This window comes from Pseudoalteromonas sp. P1-26 (assembly GCF_001401795.1).
GTDB lineage: Bacteria > Pseudomonadota > Gammaproteobacteria > Enterobacterales > Alteromonadaceae > Pseudoalteromonas.
Genome location: NZ_LKDX01000004.1, coordinates 22,305 through 44,337 on the forward strand (window position 1 = coordinate 22,305; position 22,033 = coordinate 44,337).

Below are 22,033 nucleotides of genomic sequence, written 5' to 3' on the forward strand. Positions count from 1 at the left end.
AAACCATTAACACTTTTTAACGGTTGCTGGGATCAGTTGTGTTTTATAGCTTAAGTTTTCTTTATGGCGTTTAATATAATTTTGGTTATGGTTTGATAGATATCTCGGAAAGTAACGTGACACAACAATGCCAGTCAAGTGACTGGCATTATTGTTTTACTTACCACGTATAGGTAGCGCTAAGCGTATATTGTTCGCCGCGGCCTGGGGTACCCGGTACTTCTTCGAAAGATTCATCCCAAATGTTGTCAGCTGCAAAGGTAACAAACACATTATCAAGCTGAGCAGGGGTGAATTTTAGCGTTAACTGCGTGAAGAAGGCTTCATCATCAGAGTTACGTAAGCGGTTACTATGTTGCTTACGCCATTCGTTATCGATACGCAGCTCAAGCACATCCATTGGTTGCCATATTGCACCCAGTGTTACACGGTGATCAGGGTAGTTAAGCGCATAAAAGCTCGCATCAATATCTGCCGTGCCATAGTCTTCTGATTTTTCTAAATAGGTATAGCTGGCAATTAACTCAGTGCTTTCGAACGTTTTATTCGCTAAAAACTCAACGCCTAAGGTGTCTATATCAACCGGGTTTGCAAAACGTGCAGAGGTTGCATCAAAGCGATATGTCCAATCCGTAAGGTTTTTATCTTTACGGTAGAAAATAGCTGAATCTAAACGCCATGAAGACTGTTCAATCAGTAAACCTAATTCAAGGTTATCGGTGGTTTCGCGCTCAAGGCTGTAGTTACTTCTGAATAATCCGCCCGTTTCACTGCCGCCGATGGCGGTATAACCGGGAACTTGTGATGCTTCTGCGTATGACGCATACCAAGTATGTTCACTGCCATTTTGATTAGCTACTTTAAGGCTGGCATCGGCAATAAATGAGGTATCTGAGCTATCACGGTCCGTATCATCAAATGCAGCACCAACACGTAAAGTAAGCTCTTTGTTCGCTGTAAGAGCTGTCTTGTACTCAGGCAAGATACTTAGCTTGGTGTAATTGCGTGATGTAAAGTTGTTTTCAAGAGACGTTGATTCAATTTCATCAGCAATAAATTGGCCAGCATAATTAATTGCATAGTGGTCATTTAAACGGTGGCGTCCAGAGAGTGCCAATGACTTAACCGTGGTTTCGTGAAACGCTTCAAAAATAGCTGGGTTTTCACGAGACAAAACGTAATGGTCGTTATGTTTACGATAATAACCAGTCACTTCAAGGCTATTGCTCTTACCATACATTTGCTTGTGATTGAGCATGAAAAGCTTGGTTTCAAGATCTTCTGTTTCGTTAAAGTTAAATGGCGTATAAAGGTTTGGCCAACCAAAAAACTTCTCTTGGCGTCCGAACATTAAATCAGTTTGTGAGGTAGAGCTTGCGAGTTGAATACGCGCTGAGGCACGTTCGAAGTCGTGGTCGCCATTATCAATTGAGCCATCACTTTTTGAGTGAGAGTATTCCCCTTCAAAACCTAATCGCCAATCAGGTTTGCTATCAAGCTTTTGGCTATGGGCAGCATGAATGCTTTGTAAATTAAAGCCATTCGTACCTGTGCCAAGAGAAACGCTGCCAGTACTTGTGATAGGGCGCCAGCCAAATGAAACCGTACCAACCGAGCTATTCATACCATAAAGGGCATTATCAGCACCTGTAAGCACTGAAGGGCCTGTTAGCATCTGCGGCGCAATTGGAATTTCAGCAAAGTAGTGACCAGATTGAGGGTCAAATAATGTACTGCTACCAACACGAAAGCCAGTATTTTCGAAAATACCACCACGAATGGTTACATCAGCTTGTGCTTCAGCCATATTGCGCGATTGCAAATCGACACGCGGGTCATATTCTAAGTTTGATACTGGCGCATCAAAAGTACCTACAGGTTCTTTATTTGCGGTTGCTGAAACTTCAACGGTGATTTGTTCAATATTGTTGGTGTCTTCTGCTAGCACTGAGCAAGTGACGAATAATGCGGGAAGTGTAAGCTGTACTGCGCGTACCATCTAAAACTCTCTTGATTTTGTTTAATCTGGGGTAGTGGGCTAGTTAGGCGCACTGAAAATTGCGGGTATTGTATCTGAATCACTGAGTTATACCACTCCAACCAGATTTCAGCAGGCAATAAAAAACCGCGCTAATTGCGCGGTCTTTTAACTAAAACAGTGTTTAGTTTTGATTAATTGATTGCGGTGGGAAGTTACTTAGAATGTTAGCAACAGTCTCTTTGATAACTTCAGTGCGCTTTTCAGGTGATTGGTTCTTTTGCAAACGACCTTCTTTAGCACCACGCCAAACTAATTGGTTAGAAGCACGGTCTACCACGTCTAGAATTAACGTACCCACTTCATATTCGCGAGTGGTTGTTTGCGTGTTATAACCCATACCCCAGTAATTCCAGCGTGCGCCGTAACCTACGTTGAAGGTATCTACATCAATTTTAGTATCAACAGAGGCATGATAGTTAATCAGTACATCTGCTTGTGCTAAATCAACTAGCTTCATACCGCTTTTTTCAAGTTCAGCATTTACAGCGTCACGAACACGTTTTTCCATTAAAGGGCTAATTTGGTAGTTCGCTACGTTTTTAGTCAAGCTGGCATTAGGTACCCAAGAGAAGGTTTTATAATTACTAAAATCTGCTGATTTGTCGTAATCCCAATCAGGCGTTTTAGCACAAGCCGCTAAAAATAATACAGCCGTTGCGATTAATAAGTTCTTCATATTGTTTGCTCCTTGGCAAAATTTCCACTACTTGATTGATAACATAACACAAATAATACTCAACTGAATGATTATTTAAAAACTATGGCACATTTACAAAAAAGTACTGTAATAGTTTGTAAACATAGTCATCCTTGACTGAATCAATGATTAATTTTTGTAATTAAACAGTGTGTTCCACATCTATCCAGTCTTTTTCATCCACCCAGTTTTGTGCACCATCTTTAACAGTACGAATAGGGACGATGTAATCACAGCTAACTTGTGGTTTAACTGAGGCAAAAATCGGCACAAAGCCAAAGCTAAGAGCGGTTTCGATAATTGCTTTTTGGTTTTGTGGGTCGATATCGGCAGCTTCATCGATATAAATCGGAATACGATACAAGTTTTGTTCTTGGTCGCTTAATAAGTAACGAATAAACAGCATGCCGCAAAGTAACTTAATGGTAATACGCGTACCGTTAGAACCAGCTGAGTCAATTTTTTCGAAGTGCTCAGTTTCACCAGCACGGTTTACTACTTCAAAACGAATATCAAATAAGTCGGTCAGTGTTAAACCGGCTTTTTCTGAGGCAAGCTTAATCAAATGATCTTTCGCTTCGTTTACCGCAGATTCGCTATAAGGCTCTTGGCTTAATAGGTCTAGGGTATCGCCTTGCTCAAACTGATTTGAGGTACTAATAATGGTATCAATGCTATCAACCAACATCTTGCGCGGAATAACATTAATTTTGAATGCTTGAAGGTTAGAGATACGGTGCTGACTAATGCCTTTATTAAAGCTGTTCATTTCGCGGCGTAGGCGGTCTAAGTCTTCACGCAAGCCCTTAATAGTGGCGGCTACTTCGGTTAACGCAACTCGGCCTTGACGTTCAACCGCATCGCGCTCGTTATCGATGTTATGAAACGCGCTGATGAGCTTTTCGTATTTAGTAAACTCATCGTTTTCGTTATCAAATTTAGTAATACCCGCATTGTAAATATGCATGTAGGTGTTACGTACGTTGATATCAAAGTTACGTAGCTCTTGGCAGTCTTTGTTAAAGTGATGAATGAGGTCACTTAAGTTATCAAAATCAATATTGATTTCAATCATGTATGGAGTGACTTTGCCTGAGTAAAAATCAAGGGTGTGATCGATACGTTCAGATTTAACTTGACGCAAACGGTCAGCTTGGCGGGCAAGCAGATCTTTTTTCGACTTGATAATTGAGCGACGATCGCTGATTGAGCCACTATTTTTTTGAATGTCTTGCAGATAGTCGTCAACTTGTTCGCGTTCTGCATTTAACTGCTCTTTTAGCAGAGTTTGTGCATCGACAGATTGCTGCATCACTTCAAATTGTTCAAAGCGTTTTAATGCTTCTTCTGAAGCCATTAGCTCATCATATAAGGCATCTTTTTCTTTTTGCTTTTCGGCCACATTAGCAGCGACTTCGCGCTGTTGTTTAAACTCTTTCAGTGAGTTTTCAAGAGCAGCGAGTTGCGCGGTTAATTGCTCTTTATTTTCGCCCGTTTGCATTTGCACTGGGCTTAGCTTTTTAAGTTTAATAGTTGCGCCAGGAAGAGTCAGTACACCGCCTTTCACGTTAGCTGATAACTGCTCTAAAAACTCACCAAAAGCATCTTCGTCTGTTATATCAACATCACCATTGCTGGTGGTGGCAAACGATAAGATATCTGGGTTTAAAATACGCGAAATTTCTTCAACTTCTTTTAAAGACAAATCTTCACGCATACGAGTGAACAAATTAAACTCGAGGTTCTTTAACTGCAGTTTTAAGCTCTTAATTTGCTTTTGTGTTTCGCTGATACGGTAATCTAGTGTGTGTAAGCTTTGACCTTGAGCACTGCTTAATGAATGCGATAACGATTCATAATCTTGTTTAAGCTGAGTAAGGCTTACTTTTAAAGTGGCTTTGTTAACTAGTTCAAACTCAGATTTAAGCGCTCGATAGTCTAAAAACCACTGTTCAATTTGAGTTTGTTTACGTTCAATATCACGGGATTGCTGAATATACAGCTGCTGCTTTTGGTCGAACTCGTGCTTTTCGTGTTCGATATCCTCAAGTGCAATATTTAGCTCAGCGAGTTGCTCTTGTTGATAGGTTTCAAAGTCAATCAGTGCTTGGTCAATTTTTGGCGCATAGGCAGCAAGTTTGCCTTTTAAAACCGTTTGGTTTTCAAGCATAGATTCAAGGGCTGCGATAGGCTCTTGCATTGACTCAAGGGCTTTTAATTCACGTTTAGCGCGATTCACTTTATCGAATGAACGTCGCCACACTTCATAAAAGTCGACCCGTGAGTTTGACATATGACGCTCAAATACACGTAGCATAAAGCGTTTAACATCACTGGCACCTAACTTATGCAAGTTAAGAATACGGCGGAAAATTTCTTTGTAAATCGCGGAGTCTTGCACGTTATTGAGGGGGATCATCTTTAAGTTGATATCGCCATCAAACGGTGTTGCGCCGCCAGTGAGTAGGGCGTTTAGCTCCTGCGCTTTTAATTCAATTGGATTAAAACCTTGCTCTTTTAAGTGATTAAAAAGCTTGGTGAATTTTACAATGGTTTTGCCTTGAGTGTAGTGATCAAGGTTCAACTTACCTTGGTAGCAAAAAAACTGATGCGCGTAACCGGCAATTTTACCAAGGCCGGCAACACCAATCACCACAGGGCCATTAGGCAGGTCAGCTTCGAGTAAAATATAGGATTGATCTGACGAAAAGTAGAATTTTCGGGTTTCGTCTAAATCGTGGCCATCCCATTCTGTTAAGCGCAAATCATTAATCAGTGGAAATTGCAGGGCATTAATTACCGAGCTTTTACCGGTATTATTCGGTGCACAAATAGAGCTACTTTTATCCAGTGGGATCACGCATTTTGCATAGCCTGCGGTATTTAAAAGCGCAAGTTTGCTGAGTCCGTATAGGCTTTGGCTTTGCATTAGTCGTCATCTCCTAGGTAGGTTTCTTCGTTTACTTCCATTAATGCATCGATATAACGATAAATAGGTGCTTGCAGCATAAAGCCGTTTTCTACTTCGCGAGCAAGACCTAAACGTACCATACGTAGATAAACGTCTTTACGTAAATCTGAGCCTGAGAAGATTTCTAATTGATCAAACAGGTGCTTGTTGATTTGCACTAAGGTTTGCATCAGTTCAAGGTCGTTTACTTCGTCAAACAAAGCACGCATTGGATCTTTACCGGTATTGGCATAGTGCTCAATTAAGATGTAGATAGTCAGTGCGATGGCACGCGAAATTTTCCCCATGTTTGGGGTGCTTTCGTCGCTGCCAAAATAGTAAAAGCCACGGCTATCATGTTGTAGGTCATGGCCAAGGGCGTTAAATAACGCGCGATAAGCATCAATGTGTTGGTCAAGCTCTTGCCACATCAGCGTGTCTTGTTCGCTAATGTGGTAGCCTGATGTGAGCTTTTTATTAATAGCTTGCAGATGCGTTAAATCATCTAAATTAATATCTGTCATGGTTATTGCTCTGTTGCTTTTTTATCGTCAGCAATCGATGAGTTAAATGGGTAAAGAGAGAAGTGTTGCTGGGCAATTTTTATTTTTACTTTCTCTTGGCTTTGGCTGATTTCAAGCTCGCCATCGCTAATCAATTTTTGATACAAGAACAGCATTTCGTCAGCTTCTAAGTCTGGGTAGCTTTCATCTAAGAAACTAAGCAGCGGCTGAGCTTTTTTGCTGGCTTTTTTAAAGCGTTTTCTAAATTGTGTTTTAACGTCGTTGTAATCAGGAATATGCGGGCTTTGATAGGCGGGCACATCATCATGTTCAGGAAGCTGATATTCATCGTGCTCAAAGTCAACTAAGCCTGCCATATAAGCCACGATATGACGTTGCTGACCAAGTGAAAAACGTTGTGCGTCTGAGACAAAGTTAGGCTGTACTGCACTTAACATGTTATCGACGCCATTTTTACGCACTAAACCAAGCACTTTAGCCGCTTGGCGAGTAATTAGGTTGTTGCGACGTAACTCTTCACGTAGCGGCATCAGCATATCGGCGCTTTTACGTAAGCTTTCACGGCCAACTAAATGCATTTCTAAAATACGGGTACGTAATTGTTCAAGCATGCGCTTGTCTTGATATGACTTACCAAGGCGGTCAATTTGCTCTATTTGCGCGCTAATTTGTGCTTCGATGGTATTAAAGCAAGCGTGGAAGTCACCTCGAATATCCACCATTTCAAGCATAGGCTCGATGTATTCATCGAACGCTTCAATTACAGCCTGATAGCGTTTTTGCAGTGATTGCACCGCGTTATCAGCTTTCGCTTGCTCAACAATATTTAAAATTGCGTTTTCATTGTGGGCAAATAATTTCATTATTTTGCGTACCCGATCATCCATAATACGGCTGAAGCGGCGAAGCTCGTCGTAATCTTCAATTTCACCGGCTTTAGCAAGGCGATTACCAAGGCGAGCTAAATCATCAACAAGCACACTAATTTCTTGGGCAAGACCTAAGTGTTCTTCTTGTAGCAAGAAAGTCGCAAAATCGGCGATCGCGCGGTTGATTTCTAACTGCGATGATTTTGCCAGTGGAATGATAATATCTTGATTCAATAAACGATTTGTCTCTTTATAAATGCGTTCATTTGACCATGAAGGTTGTTTTTGTTTTATCGCATTTTGTACGTCTTTCAAGCTGAAATCAGCCATCTTAAAACGTTTAAATAGCAGTTCTAACACCCCCCAATGTTCAGTAAGGGTATTTAATAACTTTTTAGCTGGGATCATAAGGCTCCAGTAAATTCAGACTTTGGTGTTAGCGATTAGTATTAAATTATGTAATTGAGAATAGTTTTATGCTTTCTATGCTGCTAGAATCCGCGCCGAAACACTCGACTTACAATTTTTACATTATTATAAAGGTTGTTCAAACACCATGGTAACCCCACTTATCCTAACCCTGATAGCGGTGGCATTTTTGCTTATCGTTATAGAGGATATTATCCATGTAAACAAGGCCAAAACGACGCTTTTTTTTGGCACTTTATGCTGGATTATCTTATTTATCTCTCCAATTCATGGGCAAAGCCCAGAAACAATACAACATCAACTGGATCACAACATATTAGAAATCGCGACTTTGTGGCTGTTCTTAATGGCTGCGATGACCTTTGTAGCGTATTTAAACTCTAAAGGTTTTATCCAGAATATTGTTCATAAAATTATGCCAAATCAAATCAGTGAACGAAAGCTGATGTTTCTGATTGGTGGGTTTGCGTTTCTATTTTCATCAATATCAGACAACATAACTGCAACTTTAATCTCGCTTGCGGTGGTGATGTCACTTAAGTTAGATCCTAAAAAATTAATAAAATATGCGACCTTAATTGTATTTAGTGTTAATTCGGGTGGGGTGTCGTTGATCACGGGTGATGTTACAACCCTGATGATTTTCTTAGACGAAAAAGTCACGATTGCTAATCTACTATTATTAATTGCCCCTGCACTGACAAGTGTTGCACTGCTCGCGGCGATGTTGTCGGTGGGTATGTCGGGTAATGTTGTGTTTGAAAAACAAGCAGCCCGTCGTATCGAAAAGACAGATATTACCATTGCGGTTATCTTCTTCTCGACGATTATTGCTACGTTAACTTTGAGTGTGCTTTATAGTGTGCCGCCGTTATTAACTTTTTTATTTGGTTTATCTCTGATGTTTTTGGTTGCGCAATTCTTAATGCGCAAAAAAGACGTTAACAAAAAAATCATCGATTATATTCGTGAAATTGAATACGACACCTTATTGTTCTTCGTTGGTGTGTTATTGCTGGTTGGCGCATTAAAAGAAGTTGGTATGCTTGCTAAATTTACTCACTTATATGAGTTGATGGCACCGGAATATGCCAACTACTTGATGGGGCTATTATCAGCGGCGGTAGATAACGTACCTCTAACTGCAGCACTTTTAAAAGCTGATATTGTGATGAGTCCTCAGCAATGGCTGTCGTTTACTTACGCAACTGGGGTAGGTGGCTCAATGCTTATTATCGGCTCTGCGGCAGGTATTATTGCCATGAGTAAGGTTAAGGCACTGACCTTTATGAGCTATCTTAAAATGTCGGTTTATTTATTAATTGCTTATACCGTTGGTTATTACGGTTCGCACTTAGCGGGCAGTTTAATTTCATAAAACAACTTGACAGCTAGACGTCTAAACGTTAACTTTCGAAGCCTGCTTTTAACAGCAGGCTTTGTTATTTTAACCAGGTGTTAACTTAACATTCAGAAGAGGTGCGATACTTAGGTAATTAATGTGAGGTGACGAACGCCGATGACCATTAATGAGGGAAGTACTCGCCGAGAAAATTAACCGGACGTCACGGTTATTTTTCGGTTTATGGGGCTGAATCCTCAAAACTGTCACCAAACTAGGTGGAGAGCTTCTGGCATGGACTACTCTTTATTTTCAAAGCACCCCCTTGCCGAGTTCTTCTTGAATTACTGTGGATAGTTTTCCACAAAAGGAGACGACATGAATACCCAATTAGCCGCCAACACAAAATCAGATTACGTTGTTGCAAAATTTGGTGGCACCAGTGTAGCTAACTTTGATGCTATGAGCCGCTGTGCAGAAATTATTTGTGCTGATAATCAAGTACGTATTGTTGCTGTGAGTGCCAGTGCAGGCGTGACCAATCATTTAGTTGCATTGTGTAAAGCTGATTTGAGTGCGGCTGAACGTGATGAGCATATTACTGGCGTTGTCGCCATTCAAGAAGCAATCTTGGCAGAGCTGTCACTGGATGCTGATTTAGCACATGGCTTTAATGAAACGCTTAAGGCTTTTCAAAAGCTAGCATCAGACGGGGCTAAGTCAGTAGCAGATCAAGATGAACTACTGAGCTTTGGCGAGCGTTTGTCATCGTATTTATTTACTCAAGTATTACGTGGGCAAGGTCTTGATGCGGTTCGTTTTGATGTACGTAAAGTGCTAAAAACAGATAGCCAATTTGCTAAAGCTACCCCAAATGTTGCAGCAACCGCTGCGGCTGCTAAAGAGCATTTAGTGCCATTACTTGATGACCATGTTGTGGTAACTCAAGGTTTTATTGGAAGCAATGAGCACAATCAAACGACCACTTTAGGGCGTGGTGGTTCAGATTACAGTGCTGCATTACTCGCTGAAGCAATTAACGCAAAAAGCGTGCATATTTGGACCGATGTTGTGGGTATTTTCAGTACTGATCCGCGTTTATGCGCTAAAGCAAGCCCAATTGCACGCTTAAGCTTTGATGAAGCGGCAGAAATGGCAACGTTTGGTGCAAAAGTACTGCACCCGGCAACCATTTTACCTGCAAGCCGTAGCCATATTAGTGTGTTTGTTGGTTCAAGCCGTGAACCGCAGTTAGGTGGTACATGGATTGAAAAAGAAAAATCTCAGCAACCAGGTATTCGTGCCGTAACACAGCGTAAAAACCAAATTCTGTTAACGGTTAAAAGCCCTGAAATGCTCCTAGCGAGTGGTTTCTTAGCGCGTGTTTTCACCATTTTAAGTGAGTTTAATATTTCGGTTGATTTGGTTACTACCTCCGAGATCAGTGTTGCAATCACTTTAGATAACGCACCAAATGCATCACGCCCTGAGCTTGATCAAGCTTGTTTAGATAAGCTTTCTGAGTTTTGTCATGTGTCGGTTGAGAATAACTTAACGCTGGTGGCTTTAATTGGTTCTGAAATTCAATTACGTCAGCAAGAAATGAACTTAATGCAGGTATTGAGTGATTTTAATATTCGTTTAATTTGCCACGGTGCAAGTAAACATAACCTGTGCTTCTTAGTTGAGCAAAGTGAGTCAGATGAAGTCGTGCAGGCTATTCACAGCCGACTATTAGAAAGCCAAGTCGCGGCGTAAGTCGTTAAAATTAATAAAAGAGCACTGCCAGTCAGTGCTTTTTTGTGCCACAACACTTATATCAAAGCCTTCAACAGAGTTACTACTCGCGCTGAAATTATGTTTGCTCAATTCTTCAAATACATTAGGAGCAAGTAGTTTCGCAATTGGCTGAGCACTTGCTTTGGCAAGCGACTCTTTTAATGTCCAAATTCTAAAAAAGCACTGTGCCTGTTCATCGGGAGCGTCAAAACGGCTAATTAAGTCAACTTCATCTTGATGATAAAAATGCTTTGCGAGTTTGATAAAAGGGCGAGGCTTACTGCTTTGTTCAATATCAAAACCAAATCGCTGCTGTTCGGGGTTAAGGGCTGCGCCAATTAAACCATTTGAATGTGATAAACAGGCCCACACAGGTTCTCTGCGTTTTGTATGTAATTTGAGCTTACTGTCTTTGTCATTAAACTGGCTTGATATTTCATTGAGAGCTAAATCATCACTAGGGTAAGCATGTTGATACAAATACTTTAACGTTAGGCGAGTCGCTAAGTACTCTTGCTTAGCGCTAGGAACTTTGCGTTTTTCAAGCACGCTTAATTCAAACTCACTGAGTAATTTATCAAGGGGTAATCTTTCAACATCAATATGTGTTGCATCCATCAGCATAATTTTTTTGACCGTTATTTGGCTTTGTTGCTCGATGATAAGAGTATTCGAAAAGTAGTCACAGCTCATGGTTTAACGCTTACACGAAGGCTCGTATTTAGTTTTGTTTATTTTTACAGCAGATGCACATTTATAGGCATGAACAAACGCAAATAGTTTACGCAGTTGACTGTAATTATGGTTTAATGATGAAAAATAATAACAGATTTGTAGATGTATGGCACAAGTTCGTGACGGCTTTCAAAGTCGATTAGGTTTCGTTTTAGCAGCTTCTGGTGCGGCGGTAGGTTTAGGTAATATTTGGGGCTTTCCAACACAAGCGGCAAACCATGGCGGCGGTGCATTTTTACTTGTTTACTTCATTGTTATCTTCTTATTGGCGCTTCCGGCTCTTTATACTGAGCTGTATTTAGGCCACCAAGCGCAAGCGAATCCAGTAAAAGCATTATCTAACGCATGGCAAGACACAGCGCCTAAAGTGGGGGCAGCAGCTGGTTATATTGGCCTGTTTGGTGCGGTTGTAATGCTGAGCTTTTATTCGATAGTTGCCGGGTGGATGCTCGCTTATGCGCTCGAGCCAGTCGCAAGCTTCTTTGGTTTTACTGAGTTAAGTAACTTTTTACACAGTGACTCTATGGCACGTAATTTTGTGTTTACGCCACTGATGCTTATTCTTACAGCGAGTATTATTTTAAAAGGCGTTAAATCAGGTATCGAAACTTGGTCACGCCGCTTAATGCCATTATTGCTAGTGTTATTAGTGGCGTTAATTGCTTATATCGCCACCTTAGATGGTGCTATGGATGGCTTTGCAGCCTATTTAGTGCCAGATTTTAGTCAAATTCTTGATGCAAACTTAATTATTGCGGCAATGGGACAAGCGTTCTTTTCGCTGTCGTTAGGTGTAGGTTGTATGATGGTTTACGGCTCTTATTTAAAGCCAGATGCCAACCTGCCTAAATTAACCGGCACTGTGGCACTGCTTGATACCGGTGTAGCCTTTTTAGCGGGTTTATTGATTATTCCGGCTATTTTTGTTGCCCAACATAACGGTGTAGAGGTATTTAGCGGCGGTAAATTGGTTGGTGAAGGGCAGTTAATTTTTGCGATTTTACCTGAACTGTTTAGCACTATGGGCCAAGTGGGTTTACTCGTTGGCTTATTATTCTTTGTTTTAATGTCGATTGCCTCAGTGACATCAACCATCTCATCGACCGAAATTCCAGTAGCATTTTTAGTTGAGAACCACAGTGTAGAGCGTAAAAAAGCAACCTTATTTGTAACGTTAATCGTTTTTATTGCCTCATCACTGATTATCTTAAACTTTGACTGGTTATTTGGTTTAGTCATTATGGTGCTTACACAGTACCAATTACCTTTAATGGGACTGTTCTATTTCATTACTGTTGGCTGGTTATGGCAGCGTGGTAATAAATTGCATCAAGTATCGAGCGGTCCTCATTATTGGTTTGCCCAGTATATTCGCTTTGTATGCCCGTTATTAATGACGGCGGTATTTGTCAATGTGGCGTTGTTGAAATAGAGATTTGAGTTGCGAGTTACAAGTTTCTAGTTTCAAGGTGAAAGAAAAAAGTAAAAGGCGTGGGGTTTAAACCTCACGCCTTTTTTTAATTTAAGGTGCGTTTGCTTTAAATAACTTCGTTAGTTAGTGGTAAGTCTTGGCTTATTTCATTAGCACTTTGTAATGTGGTGCAGGCTATTTCGCTAAGTGCTTCTTGGGTGAAGAAGCCTTGGTGGCCTGTCACTAACACATTTGGAAAGCTAATAAGGCGTGAAAAAATATCGTCTTGCATGATTTCTTCACGATGATCTTTAAAGAATAACTCTGACTCTTGCTCATACACATCAAGCCCTAGGTGTCCGAGCTTTTTAGACTTAAGCGCCTGAATACATGCTTGGCTATCAAGAAGTGCACCACGAGAGGTGTTAATCAGCATGACACCATCTTTCATTTTCTCAAATGCGCTAGCATCAATTAAATGATGAGTATGCTCGTTGAGCGGGCAGTGCAATGAGATGACATCACTTTGTGTGAGTAAAGTGTCTAAATCGCACAGGGTATAAGGGCCTTCACCAGCCATTGGGTCGCAAACGAGTACCTTAGCTCCAAAGCCATTTAATATATTTACCAGCGCTAAACCGATTTTGCCGCAGCCTATAATCCCAATAGTTTTTTTAAACAGATTAAAACCAAGTAAACCGTTTAAATCAAAGTTACCTTCACGTACGCGGTTAAAGGCTTTATGGGTTTTTCGATTGAGCGTTAGCATAAGGGCAATACAATGCTCTGCTACTGCTTCTGGGCTATATGCAGGGACGCGGCAAACCTTGATGTTATGCTCTTTGGCAGCATCAAGGTCTACATTATTGAAGCCTGCACAGCGCAATAAGATTGCTTTAATGCCAACAGCCGCCATATCTGCAATGACGTGTTTATCGACCGTATCGTTTACAAACACGCACACTGCATCGAAACCTTGGCAGAGGGGCGTGGTATTGCTGTTTAAGGATTGCTCAAAATAACTGAGCGAAACAGACTCAGCGTATTCAGTTAGATTCCTTTCAAAAAACGGTTGCTCATACTTTTGCGCACTGAATAAGGCCAGTTTCATCATTTAAATTACTCTCTATCACCATTTTGAGGGTTTCGGGTTTGGTGCGCGGGGCATATCGCGCAACGAGTTGACCCTCTGAGTTTATAAGAAATTTGGTGAAATTCCATTTAATTGCGCGGTTTTGTGCAATTCCACGGGTATGACACTTTAAATAATTAAATAACGGGTGGGCGTCTGGGCCGTTGACTAACACCTTGTTAAAAATAGGAAAACTGACATTAAAGTGCTGCTGATAAAAGGCTTTAAGCTCATTGCCATCAAGTGGCTCATTGTGGCCAAATTGATTGCAGGCAAAACCCAGTACGGTAAAACCTTGCTGTTTATATTCTTGATACAACTTTTCAAGGCTTGCCATTTGAACTGAAAAATTACATTTGCTGGCAATATTGACGATAAGCGCTGTTTTTCCTTGTAACGATTCAAGGCTAAAGTTTTCACCAGATGCAAGCTGGGCATTGAAACGATATATACTATCCATGTTTTACCTGTGTGTTTTTAAACGGTTTAAATGAACTTTTTTTCATTCGCTTTTTAGTTATTCGGTTGAGATAATGCAATTGTTACTAATTTATCACTCAAATAGGTCAGTTTTATGTCAATGAAAGTCGCCTTCATCGGATTAGGTGTAATGGGTTACCCAATGGCGGGTCACCTTGCCAACGCAGGTCACAGTGTGACAGTTTACAACCGCACAACGGCTAAAGCGCAAAAGTGGGTATCAGAGTATCAAGGTGAATACTCTGAAACGCCAAGTGAAGCCGCAAAAGGGGCTGATATCGTTTTCATGTGTGTAGGCAATGATGATGATTTACGTTCAGTTGTTTATGGTGAAAATGGTGTGCTGGCAAGCATGCATGAGGGCAGCTATTTAGTTGACCACACTACAACATCAGCTGAAGTGGCGCGTGAAGTGGGTGCTCAAGCGAAATTACAAGGCATCGCATTTTTAGATGCGCCAGTTTCTGGCGGCCAAGCCGGTGCAGAAAATGGTGTATTAACTGTGATGGTTGGTGGCGACGAAGCTGACTTTAATATTGTTCAACCTGTCATGGCTGCTTTTAGCCGTTTTAGCCAATTATTAGGTGAAGTAGGTTCTGGTCAACTTTGTAAAATGGTAAATCAAATTTGTATTGCTGGTGTGGTACAAGGCTTGGCTGAGGGTTTACACTTTGCAAAACAAGCTGGCCTTGATGGTGAAAAAGTAATTGAAACTATCTCTAAAGGCGCTGCAGGCTCATGGCAAATGGAAAACCGCTACAAAACAATGTGGGCTGGCGAATACGAGTTTGGTTTCGCTGTTGATTGGATGCGCAAAGATTTAGGCATCGCTTTGGATGAGGCAAAGGCAAACGGCGCAACTTTGCCGATGACGGCAACAGTTGATCAATATTACGCCGATGTACAAGCTTTAGGCGGCGGCCGTTTCGACACCTCTAGTTTATTAGCGCGCATCGAAGCGTTACATAAAAAGTAATATTCATAAAAAACGCGACAATTATTGTCGCGTTTTTTATTACATGCTTTGTGCGTAATTGTACAACGCTTTTAAAATATGCAGATTTTTCTCGTTATCATCATTTTCATGAGCCAGATTTTCCAGGGTGATCATGAAATCTTGCCCACTGATTGACGGGCTATCTTCACCATGCATTAGCTTGTTTTGGCAATATTGGCGCCAACTGGCTAATTCATCTTGGCTAAGGGTGTGTGGCCAGTTTCGCGCGCGGTATCTAAATAACAAGGTAGCAAACTTTTTATCATCGAAATCAAGCTGCATTGAGGCTAATTGCTCAGGGCTTGCATCACGTATCATAGCAAATTTTGCTTTATCAGCATGGCTGGTAAAACCATCATAAAGTTGATAGTCAGGGTTAGTGGTTTCGCCATAATCACATTGTTCGTTAAACACTTCGGTTACTTTGTCGCGAAGCTCAGTATTGGCTTTTAAAACAGCGAGATTTTGTAAGCATTTTTCGCGGTCAATACCTAATCGGGCTGCGTTCTCTGGTAACAAGGTTTTTGCTGGTGCGAGAATAGGGCACTTATTTAAATGCACGAGTTTTAAGCCTACCGGTACTTCGTCTTCGCCAAGGTCGCTGTGTTTTGTGTAAAGACGCGTTCGTAGCTCTTCAACTGATAAATCTAATAAGACTTGCGGATCTTCAGTTAAATTAAAGCAAATAATGGCGTTTTTATTGACTGGGTGAAAGCTCATTGGTGCAATCCAGCTGGTGCAGCCTTGGCTTGCTGGAATTCGTGATGAGGTGTGCACCAATGGTGTCATGTTAAACACATCAACTAAATCAGCCAGTGCTTTTTTAGAACGTAAGCTAAAGAAAAACTGATACAACTTAGGTTGTTTTTCTTTTATTAATTTTGCCAACGCTATGGTTGCCGTTACATCACTTAATGCATCGTGAGCAGCAGCGTGCTCAATGCCATTGGCAACGGTTAAATGCTCGAGCTTAAAGCTCGGTGACCCGTCTTCTTTGAGCGGCCACTCAATGCCTTCTGGGCGTAGTGCATAACAGGCACGCACTAAATCAATAATATCCCAGCGGCTATTATTGTTTTTGTATTCACGCTCGTATGGGTCATAAAAGTTACGATATAAGCTGTAACGTGTGACTTCATCATCAAAACGGATACTGTTATAGCCCGCAACACAGGTATTAGGTTGGCTAAATTCAGCATGGATCTTTGCCATAAACTCAGCTTCGACTAAGCCTTTTTGCATCGCAACTTGTGGGGTAATACCCGTTATTAAACACGCTTCAGGGTGGGGCAAGTAATCGGCAGCTGGCTTGCAATACTCAATTAACGGCTCACCAATAATATTCAAATCGAGATCGGTACGAATACCTGCAAATTGACTCGGGCGGTCCTTTTGCGGGCTTGCGCCAAATGTTTCGTAGTCGTGCCAATAAATTGTTGGTTGCTGTTGTTCTGGATATGCCATGCATTAAACCTTGCTAAGCGTAGGACCGCTTTGACTTATTTTTTGAATTAACAGAATTATGGCATAGAGCCTAGCTAGTTTATAGAGCTAAACGGTTTGATGCCGTTCAGCGTACGTTTTGCATACACGGTTAGTATAAAAAATGGCCTAACGGTTTAATTTTATGCTTATATAGGGTCTAGTCGTTAGTTTTTACCCAAATTTGTATTTTAGTGGCTCGGTATTTGCTAACGAAAACTATCTTTAACAATGAAGGAACAAAAAAATGACTTTATCAGCTTTATTACTATCTACTTTAGCATTCGACGCAGCACCAGTTTCAACTAACTCAGTTGAGCAGCTTAAAAATACTGGTGGTATCATTATCCTAAACCCAAAAAAGAAAACTATAAATAATACTGGTGGTATCATCATCTTGAATCCAAAGAAAAAAGAAAATTGATTTAATCTAAAGAAACCAGCTTTAAGCTGGTTTTTTTTCCTTTTTGGGTTTAGCATAGAATCTAAAAAAACGGTTAGACCAAGTGGAATTTTTTGAAAACCTGTATGAAAAGTGGATGGTAATTCAACCATACACAACAGCTTTTTCCTCTCAAGCTGTAATTGCAACAGCTTTTATTATCGCTCTGATAAACTCACTGAGAAAAGCCTTAGCTAACAAAGAGCTTTTTAGTAATTTCGTAACCATTGCTTTTGTTTGTGCAAATTATTTGATTACTGCTTTACTAATGGAATATGTATTAGCATACGTCAGTAATCATAGTTCGGCTGCAAGTGCACAAAATATTTATCTTGTTGTTACTATAATAAATCTCGCTACTCTCTATTTTATGTACAAGGCCCACCTAGTTTTTAGTTTTGTTTTTTCCAAACTCTTTTTCGCTGTAGTTAAGCTGTTCATAATCTTGAGTGCATTCCACTTTGTAATTTGGGTGAAATTTGTTGTTCTGGATTTGCAGCAAGAATTTCCGCAGATACATTACGTTTACAGCTTTATTGTGTTGTATATCAGCCTTGTACTATCATTTATAATGCTTTTTCCTGATGTATTACGGACCAAGTTTGGGTGTATAGTAACATTTAGTTTACCGAGGGATCGTAATGCTTGAACTAATTTACATAGCCATTGCCGTTTTAGCCATCTTGCTGATTGCAAGTACATGGTTGATTGCGCGCAAAAATATCTTTGAAGATCAAATAAGGTCTAAGTCTGTTGAGGTGGTTTGGTGCACGTTACAAGCCGAGCATGAAACAGATATCAGCAAAGCAATTAAACTATTCAATAAAGCTGAACAACTAAAGAGCGAAATTGCAACCTTAATGGGCAATTCACCGCACGCTGCACATTTTAAATTAGCAGAACCGACTGGGCTTGATAGCGATAAAATAAAGGAGTTATCGCTTGGAGAGCTGCAGCGATACTACGATAAGCAAAACAACATATCTGACATTTACGAGAAAATGTACAAAGGTAAGAATTAGTAAAAAAGCCAGGTTATTTAACCTGGCTTTGTATTTTGAGCTCTTTTGCTATTTGTTTTAGCTGAATATCTGCAAGTTGACTAAGTGCTTCTTGCGTTTGATTTTCACCCTTAATTAACCCCGCCATTGATAGCTTTTTTATACTCTTGATAATACCGTTACTCACTGCTTCTAATACCGGCCCATCGAGTGTAGCTGTGGTTTGGTTATTACCATTAAGTAGTGAATCAAAGCTAACCTCAGAAGCTTTAGTCACTTTATCAATTAACTCATAAGGAACAGTTGCAAGCTCTATGCTTTGCTCACAAAAGCCACGTTGTAATGATAAATGTTGCTCTAATTCTAAATTATTTTGCACCTGGCAAAGCGTACATAAGCGCATAAAAATATCACTTACATGCTGTTGCTCAGTGCTAAGCGTTTGATTGAACATAGCATGTCCTTGCACTGCTTTTTTATTTATATTAAACGACTTTTTAAAAAATCTCATGCATAAAGTGATAGTTAGCGAATCTTTTAATTCATATACAATGCTATTTGATGATACAAGCCAATTCCTAGTAATACATTGAAAGGAAAGGTAATACCTAAAGAACATAACATGGCTAAGCCTATATCAGCATCAGGAATCGCTGCTTTAATAGCCGCTGGAGCAGCAATATAAGAGGCACTAGCAACTAGGCTTGCTAATATTACTACCGAGCCCAGTTCGAGTTGAAGGGCAGTACCAACACAGACGCCGATAGCACCCAATAGGTTAGGTGTTATAAGTGCAAATAATGCTAAACGCCAATGATGCCATGGAATAGGGCGCAGTGTTTGTGCAGCCATTAAACCCATTTCGAGCAAGAATAACGCTAATACAACTTTAAAGCTGTTTGTTAAAAGGCTAGTTACTTGGCTGCCTTGTTGTGTGCCGTACATCATGCCAATAATTACACCACCTACAAGCAGAATCACGCTTTTGTTAGTCAGTGTTTCATGCCATAGCGCTTTGAGTGATAGGTTTTGCCCAGACCCATTTCCCAGACGGCGGAATAGTAACAAACCAACGATGATGGCAGGTAACTCAAGCATTACTAAGTAAAGCGTGACTTCAGCACCCACATTAAGTGAGTTCGATTCGGCATATGCTAAAGCAACGGCGAATGTACCTGCACTTACTGAACCATAGTGGGCGGCAATACTTGCGCTATTAGCAACAGAGAGGTTTAGCAGTTTGTTTAAAACTGGGTAAAGCATTAAAGGTATTAAGCCGCCAAGCAGTAACACAGCGCCCATTTCGGGTAAGAGTTGCCAATGTAAATTGCCATGTAGCACCATGCCGCCTTTTAAGCCAATGGTGAGCATCAACAATAGGCTAAGAGTTTCATAGGTTGCTTGCGGAATTTTTAGGTCAGAGCGAAGTAATCCGGCTGTGAGTCCTAAAACAAAAAACATTACAACAATATCAGGCACTTTGTTCTCCTCTTGGTTAAAAGCGCCGCTATTCTAGATAAAAATTCACATAGTAAATAATTAAATAAGTGATAGTATCTTATAGATAATAATCTATAGGTTGGGTTTTATGGACTTAAGACATATTTCTTTTCGCTTACTAGAAGTGTTTATGTGTGTGGTAAAAACGCGCTCTATCAGTGAAACAGCAAGGCAGTTACACTTAACGCAACCAACGGTTTCGCAACAAATTAAACGCTTACAAGAAACAGTTAATGAGCCATTAGTGATGGTTAACCAGCAGCGTATACATGTTACAGAAGCAGGTTTTGCGTTGTTTCAAACATGTCAGCAGGTGTTTGGTCATTTTGATGATTATCAAGATTACTTAGCTGAGCTTAGAGGTGGGGAGCGCGGGCGCTGTAAAATAGCCATGGTTAACACCGCACAATATATTTTGCCTAAGTTACTCGGCCCGTATAGTAATTTACATCCGCATGTTGAATTGCCACTAGAAATTGGTAATCGTGCTGAGGTGCTTGCCCGGTTTGAAAGAGGCGAAGACGATATTTATGTATTTAGTCACCCCCCTTCGTTAGAACACGCAAAAGCGGGCCGGTTTTTACAAAATCCTCTTGTATTTATTGCGGCAAATAACCATAAGCTTGCGAGTAAAAGTCATGTAACTTTACATGACTTAGTGAGTGAACGTTTTTTACTTCGCGAGCCAGGTTCAGCTACGCGAATGCTATTTGAAAGCGAGCTGCAAAGCAGAGGTTTTGTCCTTAGCAACACAGTGCAAATGGCGAGTAACGAGGCTATTCGTGTTGCTGTTGGCTCAGGAATGGGGCTGGGGGTGGTTTCGCGCCATGTACTGCCACCTCACGATACGAGTTTTTGCATGCTAAATGTTGAAGATGTGAATTTGGCCAGCCATTGGTATTTTGTGGTGCGCACTGATCGCCATTTATCACATGCGGCGCGCAACTTTTTAAAATTTGCCCAACTGAACTTAGAACAATGCTTAGATAAACAGTGGGTGACCAATGAGCTAAGCCAGCTAAATGAGAGCTTAAATTAAACTAACAAGTTGTTGCGTTAAAATGCCATGGTCACAACCTGATTACGACCATTTAATTTTGCTTTGTATAAGCCTTTGTCGGCCTCAGCCAGTAATTCGTTAACATTATTGGTGCCCGACTTATGGGTGATGATACCGATACTGATAGACAGGTTTATTTCATGGTCATTGTGTACAAAGCTATCATTATGAATGGCTAAACGAATTCGCTCTGATAAGATTTCTCCTTGAGCTTGGCTAGTATTGGGTAGTATTACTGCAAACTCTTCACCGCCAATCCTAGCTACTAGATCGTGCTCACGTAGCTGGCTTTTAATCTTTTTAGCAACCCACTTAAGTGCTTCATCACCCGTTTCGTGGCCATGCTGATCATTAACTCTCTTGAAAAAATCGATATCTATCATCAAAGCGCAAAGTTTTGTTAGGTTGTTGTTTGCTTGTTCTAAATAATTGTTACTAACGCTAATAAACGCTCGACGATTCAATAGACCTGTTAGCGAATCACGATTAGCAAGGTCACTCAGTACCTGCTCATGCTCTAAGAACATCATTAATGGCCAGATCATGGCGGTTAGTGTGGTAATAACAATATGGCTTATGAGAATAACAGCTAATATTTGTTTCAAGTCTGTTTGCAACAAACCTAGGTAATCACTAAGTAGTAGTGAAAACTGGGTTACCATAATCAAAGCGTGAATGACGAAACACAACTTGAGTAATACTAAATGCATGATGCGTTTAACATGCAACTTCCTTAGCGCGAAAGCTGCATAGCTAAAACATGCTGCAATTATGGCTGTTGTGAATAACTGGCTACATGGTGAATCATAAACAAGGAGTAATATTACTGCAGCAGCAACTAACACATATGCACATTTATTTTGACATTTTTTGTCTGATTGACTGTAAGCATGAATACCTAGTATGGCTGCTAAGGGAGCTGAAATTATCAGTAAATCAGCTAGATAATGTGTAATTAGAGTAAGGTTGATAAAAATACGCAGAGAAGCTGCTATTTGTGCGCCTACAAATATGAGACACGAGCTACCCCAATATAAATAACTTGATTGTTGTCTTAAAAAATACAAAGACAATAAGAACGACCCAATAATCACATTCAATAAAATTGATATGCTGATTATGGTGGGTAAATGCATCATGACTTTCCCTGAAGAATCACTCG

The 22,033-nt window shown here is 40.5% G+C and carries 20 protein-coding genes and 1 riboswitch; of the genes, 8 read left to right on the top strand and 12 right to left on the bottom strand.

Annotated features, from left to right (window positions below):
• Positions 1 to 160: 160 nt before the first annotated feature.
• The 5 genes from AN394_RS03655 to AN394_RS03675 all read right to left on the bottom strand — a co-directional run bounded on the left by AN394_RS03655 (position 161) and on the right by AN394_RS03675 (position 7,489).
• Complete coding sequence (locus AN394_RS03655) at positions 161 to 1,999, bottom strand: TonB-dependent siderophore receptor (RefSeq protein WP_055020815.1); 1,839 nt, start codon at positions 1,997 to 1,999, stop codon at positions 161 to 163.
• Between the two features lie 163 nt (positions 2,000 to 2,162).
• Positions 2,163 to 2,717 carry a DUF4136 domain-containing protein gene (locus tag AN394_RS03660; RefSeq protein WP_054561689.1) on the bottom strand — a complete coding sequence of 185 codons (555 nt, stop codon included), beginning with the start codon at positions 2,715 to 2,717 and terminating at the stop codon, positions 2,163 to 2,165.
• A 163-nt stretch (positions 2,718 to 2,880) separates the two neighbouring features.
• Positions 2,881 to 5,667: a hypothetical protein gene (locus AN394_RS03665; RefSeq protein WP_054561688.1), complete on the bottom strand. Its 2,787-nt coding sequence runs from the start codon at positions 5,665 to 5,667 to the stop codon at positions 2,881 to 2,883.
• A complete protein-coding gene (locus AN394_RS03670) occupies positions 5,667 to 6,212 on the bottom strand; it encodes a condensin complex protein MksE (protein WP_054561687.1) in 546 nt (181 codons plus the stop codon). The genes AN394_RS03665 and AN394_RS03670 overlap by 1 nt, the downstream gene beginning before the upstream one ends.
• A 2-nt stretch (positions 6,213 to 6,214) precedes the next feature.
• A complete protein-coding gene (locus AN394_RS03675; protein ID WP_055020816.1) occupies positions 6,215 to 7,489 on the bottom strand; it encodes a hypothetical protein in 1,275 nt (424 codons plus the stop codon).
• 148 nt (positions 7,490 to 7,637) lie between these two features.
• Here AN394_RS03675 and nhaD point away from each other — a divergent pair, with 148 nt between their 5' ends.
• Together nhaD and lysC are read left to right on the top strand one after the other, a co-directional pair.
• The gene (gene nhaD, locus AN394_RS03680) at positions 7,638 to 8,888 is read left to right on the top strand and encodes a sodium:proton antiporter NhaD (RefSeq protein WP_054551492.1); all 1,251 of its coding nucleotides are present in this window, start codon (positions 7,638 to 7,640) and stop codon (positions 8,886 to 8,888) included.
• A gap of 88 nt (positions 8,889 to 8,976) precedes the next feature.
• Positions 8,977 to 9,149: riboswitch (Lysine riboswitch) on the top strand.
• An 81-nt stretch (positions 9,150 to 9,230) separates the two neighbouring features.
• Positions 9,231 to 10,610, top strand: coding sequence for a lysine-sensitive aspartokinase 3 (lysC, locus tag AN394_RS03685; RefSeq protein WP_055020817.1), 1,380 nt, complete (start codon positions 9,231 to 9,233; stop codon positions 10,608 to 10,610).
• Here the strand turns inward: lysC and AN394_RS03690 are convergent.
• Positions 10,587 to 11,324 carry a 4'-phosphopantetheinyl transferase superfamily protein gene (locus AN394_RS03690; RefSeq protein ID WP_055020818.1) on the bottom strand — a complete coding sequence of 246 codons (738 nt, stop codon included), beginning with the start codon at positions 11,322 to 11,324 and terminating at the stop codon, positions 10,587 to 10,589. The genes lysC and AN394_RS03690 overlap by 24 nt on opposite strands.
• 148 nt (positions 11,325 to 11,472) lie before the next feature.
• Here AN394_RS03690 and AN394_RS03695 point away from each other — a divergent pair, with 148 nt between their 5' ends.
• Positions 11,473 to 12,798, top strand: coding sequence for a sodium-dependent transporter (locus AN394_RS03695; RefSeq protein WP_055020819.1), 1,326 nt, complete (start codon positions 11,473 to 11,475; stop codon positions 12,796 to 12,798).
• A gap of 106 nt (positions 12,799 to 12,904) precedes the next feature.
• On the opposite strand, the gene AN394_RS03700 is transcribed toward AN394_RS03695, so the two are convergent.
• Positions 12,905 to 13,888 carry a 2-hydroxyacid dehydrogenase gene (locus tag AN394_RS03700; RefSeq protein WP_055020869.1) on the bottom strand — a complete coding sequence of 328 codons (984 nt, stop codon included), beginning with the start codon at positions 13,886 to 13,888 and terminating at the stop codon, positions 12,905 to 12,907.
• Entirely contained in the window at positions 13,854 to 14,369 is a 516-nt protein-coding gene (locus tag AN394_RS03705) for a glutathione peroxidase (protein ID WP_055020820.1), read from the bottom strand. The genes AN394_RS03700 and AN394_RS03705 overlap by 35 nt, the downstream gene beginning before the upstream one ends.
• Positions 14,370 to 14,483: 114 nt before the next feature.
• Here AN394_RS03705 and AN394_RS03710 point away from each other — a divergent pair, with 114 nt between their 5' ends.
• Positions 14,484 to 15,365, top strand: a complete 882-nt coding sequence (locus tag AN394_RS03710) for an NAD(P)-dependent oxidoreductase (protein WP_055020821.1) — start codon at positions 14,484 to 14,486, stop codon at positions 15,363 to 15,365.
• Positions 15,366 to 15,404: 39 nt separating this feature from the next.
• Here AN394_RS03710 and sbcB read toward each other — a convergent pair whose 3' ends face one another.
• Entirely contained in the window at positions 15,405 to 16,850 is a 1,446-nt protein-coding gene (gene sbcB, locus AN394_RS03715; RefSeq protein ID WP_055020822.1) for an exodeoxyribonuclease I, read from the bottom strand.
• A 265-nt stretch (positions 16,851 to 17,115) separates the two neighbouring features.
• Between sbcB and AN394_RS22005 the strand changes: the two genes are divergently transcribed.
• The 3 genes from AN394_RS22005 (at position 17,116) to AN394_RS03725 (ending at position 18,332) form a co-directional block, all read left to right on the top strand.
• Positions 17,116 to 17,292: a hypothetical protein gene (locus AN394_RS22005; RefSeq protein ID WP_161805745.1), complete on the top strand. Its 177-nt coding sequence runs from the start codon at positions 17,116 to 17,118 to the stop codon at positions 17,290 to 17,292.
• 82 nt (positions 17,293 to 17,374) lie between these two features.
• The gene (locus AN394_RS03720; protein ID WP_055020823.1) at positions 17,375 to 17,959 is read left to right on the top strand and encodes a hypothetical protein; all 585 of its coding nucleotides are present in this window, start codon (positions 17,375 to 17,377) and stop codon (positions 17,957 to 17,959) included.
• Entirely contained in the window at positions 17,952 to 18,332 is a 381-nt protein-coding gene (locus AN394_RS03725; RefSeq protein WP_055020824.1) for a hypothetical protein, read from the top strand. Before AN394_RS03720 ends, AN394_RS03725 begins: the two co-directional genes overlap by 8 nt.
• Positions 18,333 to 18,345: 13 nt before the next feature.
• Here AN394_RS03725 and AN394_RS03730 read toward each other — a convergent pair whose 3' ends face one another.
• Positions 18,346 to 18,765, bottom strand: a complete 420-nt coding sequence (locus AN394_RS03730; protein WP_054561676.1) for a hypothetical protein — start codon at positions 18,763 to 18,765, stop codon at positions 18,346 to 18,348.
• 83 nt (positions 18,766 to 18,848) lie between these two features.
• Entirely contained in the window at positions 18,849 to 19,790 is a 942-nt protein-coding gene (locus AN394_RS03735; RefSeq protein ID WP_054561675.1) for a sodium-dependent bicarbonate transport family permease, read from the bottom strand.
• Between the two features lie 109 nt (positions 19,791 to 19,899).
• Here AN394_RS03735 and AN394_RS03740 point away from each other — a divergent pair, with 109 nt between their 5' ends.
• Positions 19,900 to 20,850: a LysR family transcriptional regulator gene (locus tag AN394_RS03740; RefSeq protein ID WP_054561674.1), complete on the top strand. Its 951-nt coding sequence runs from the start codon at positions 19,900 to 19,902 to the stop codon at positions 20,848 to 20,850.
• A gap of 17 nt (positions 20,851 to 20,867) precedes the next feature.
• On the opposite strand, the gene AN394_RS22010 is transcribed toward AN394_RS03740, so the two are convergent.
• Positions 20,868 to 21,533, bottom strand: coding sequence for a GGDEF domain-containing protein (locus tag AN394_RS22010; RefSeq protein ID WP_161805746.1), 666 nt, complete (start codon positions 21,531 to 21,533; stop codon positions 20,868 to 20,870).
• Positions 21,534 to 22,033 lie beyond the last annotated feature (500 nt).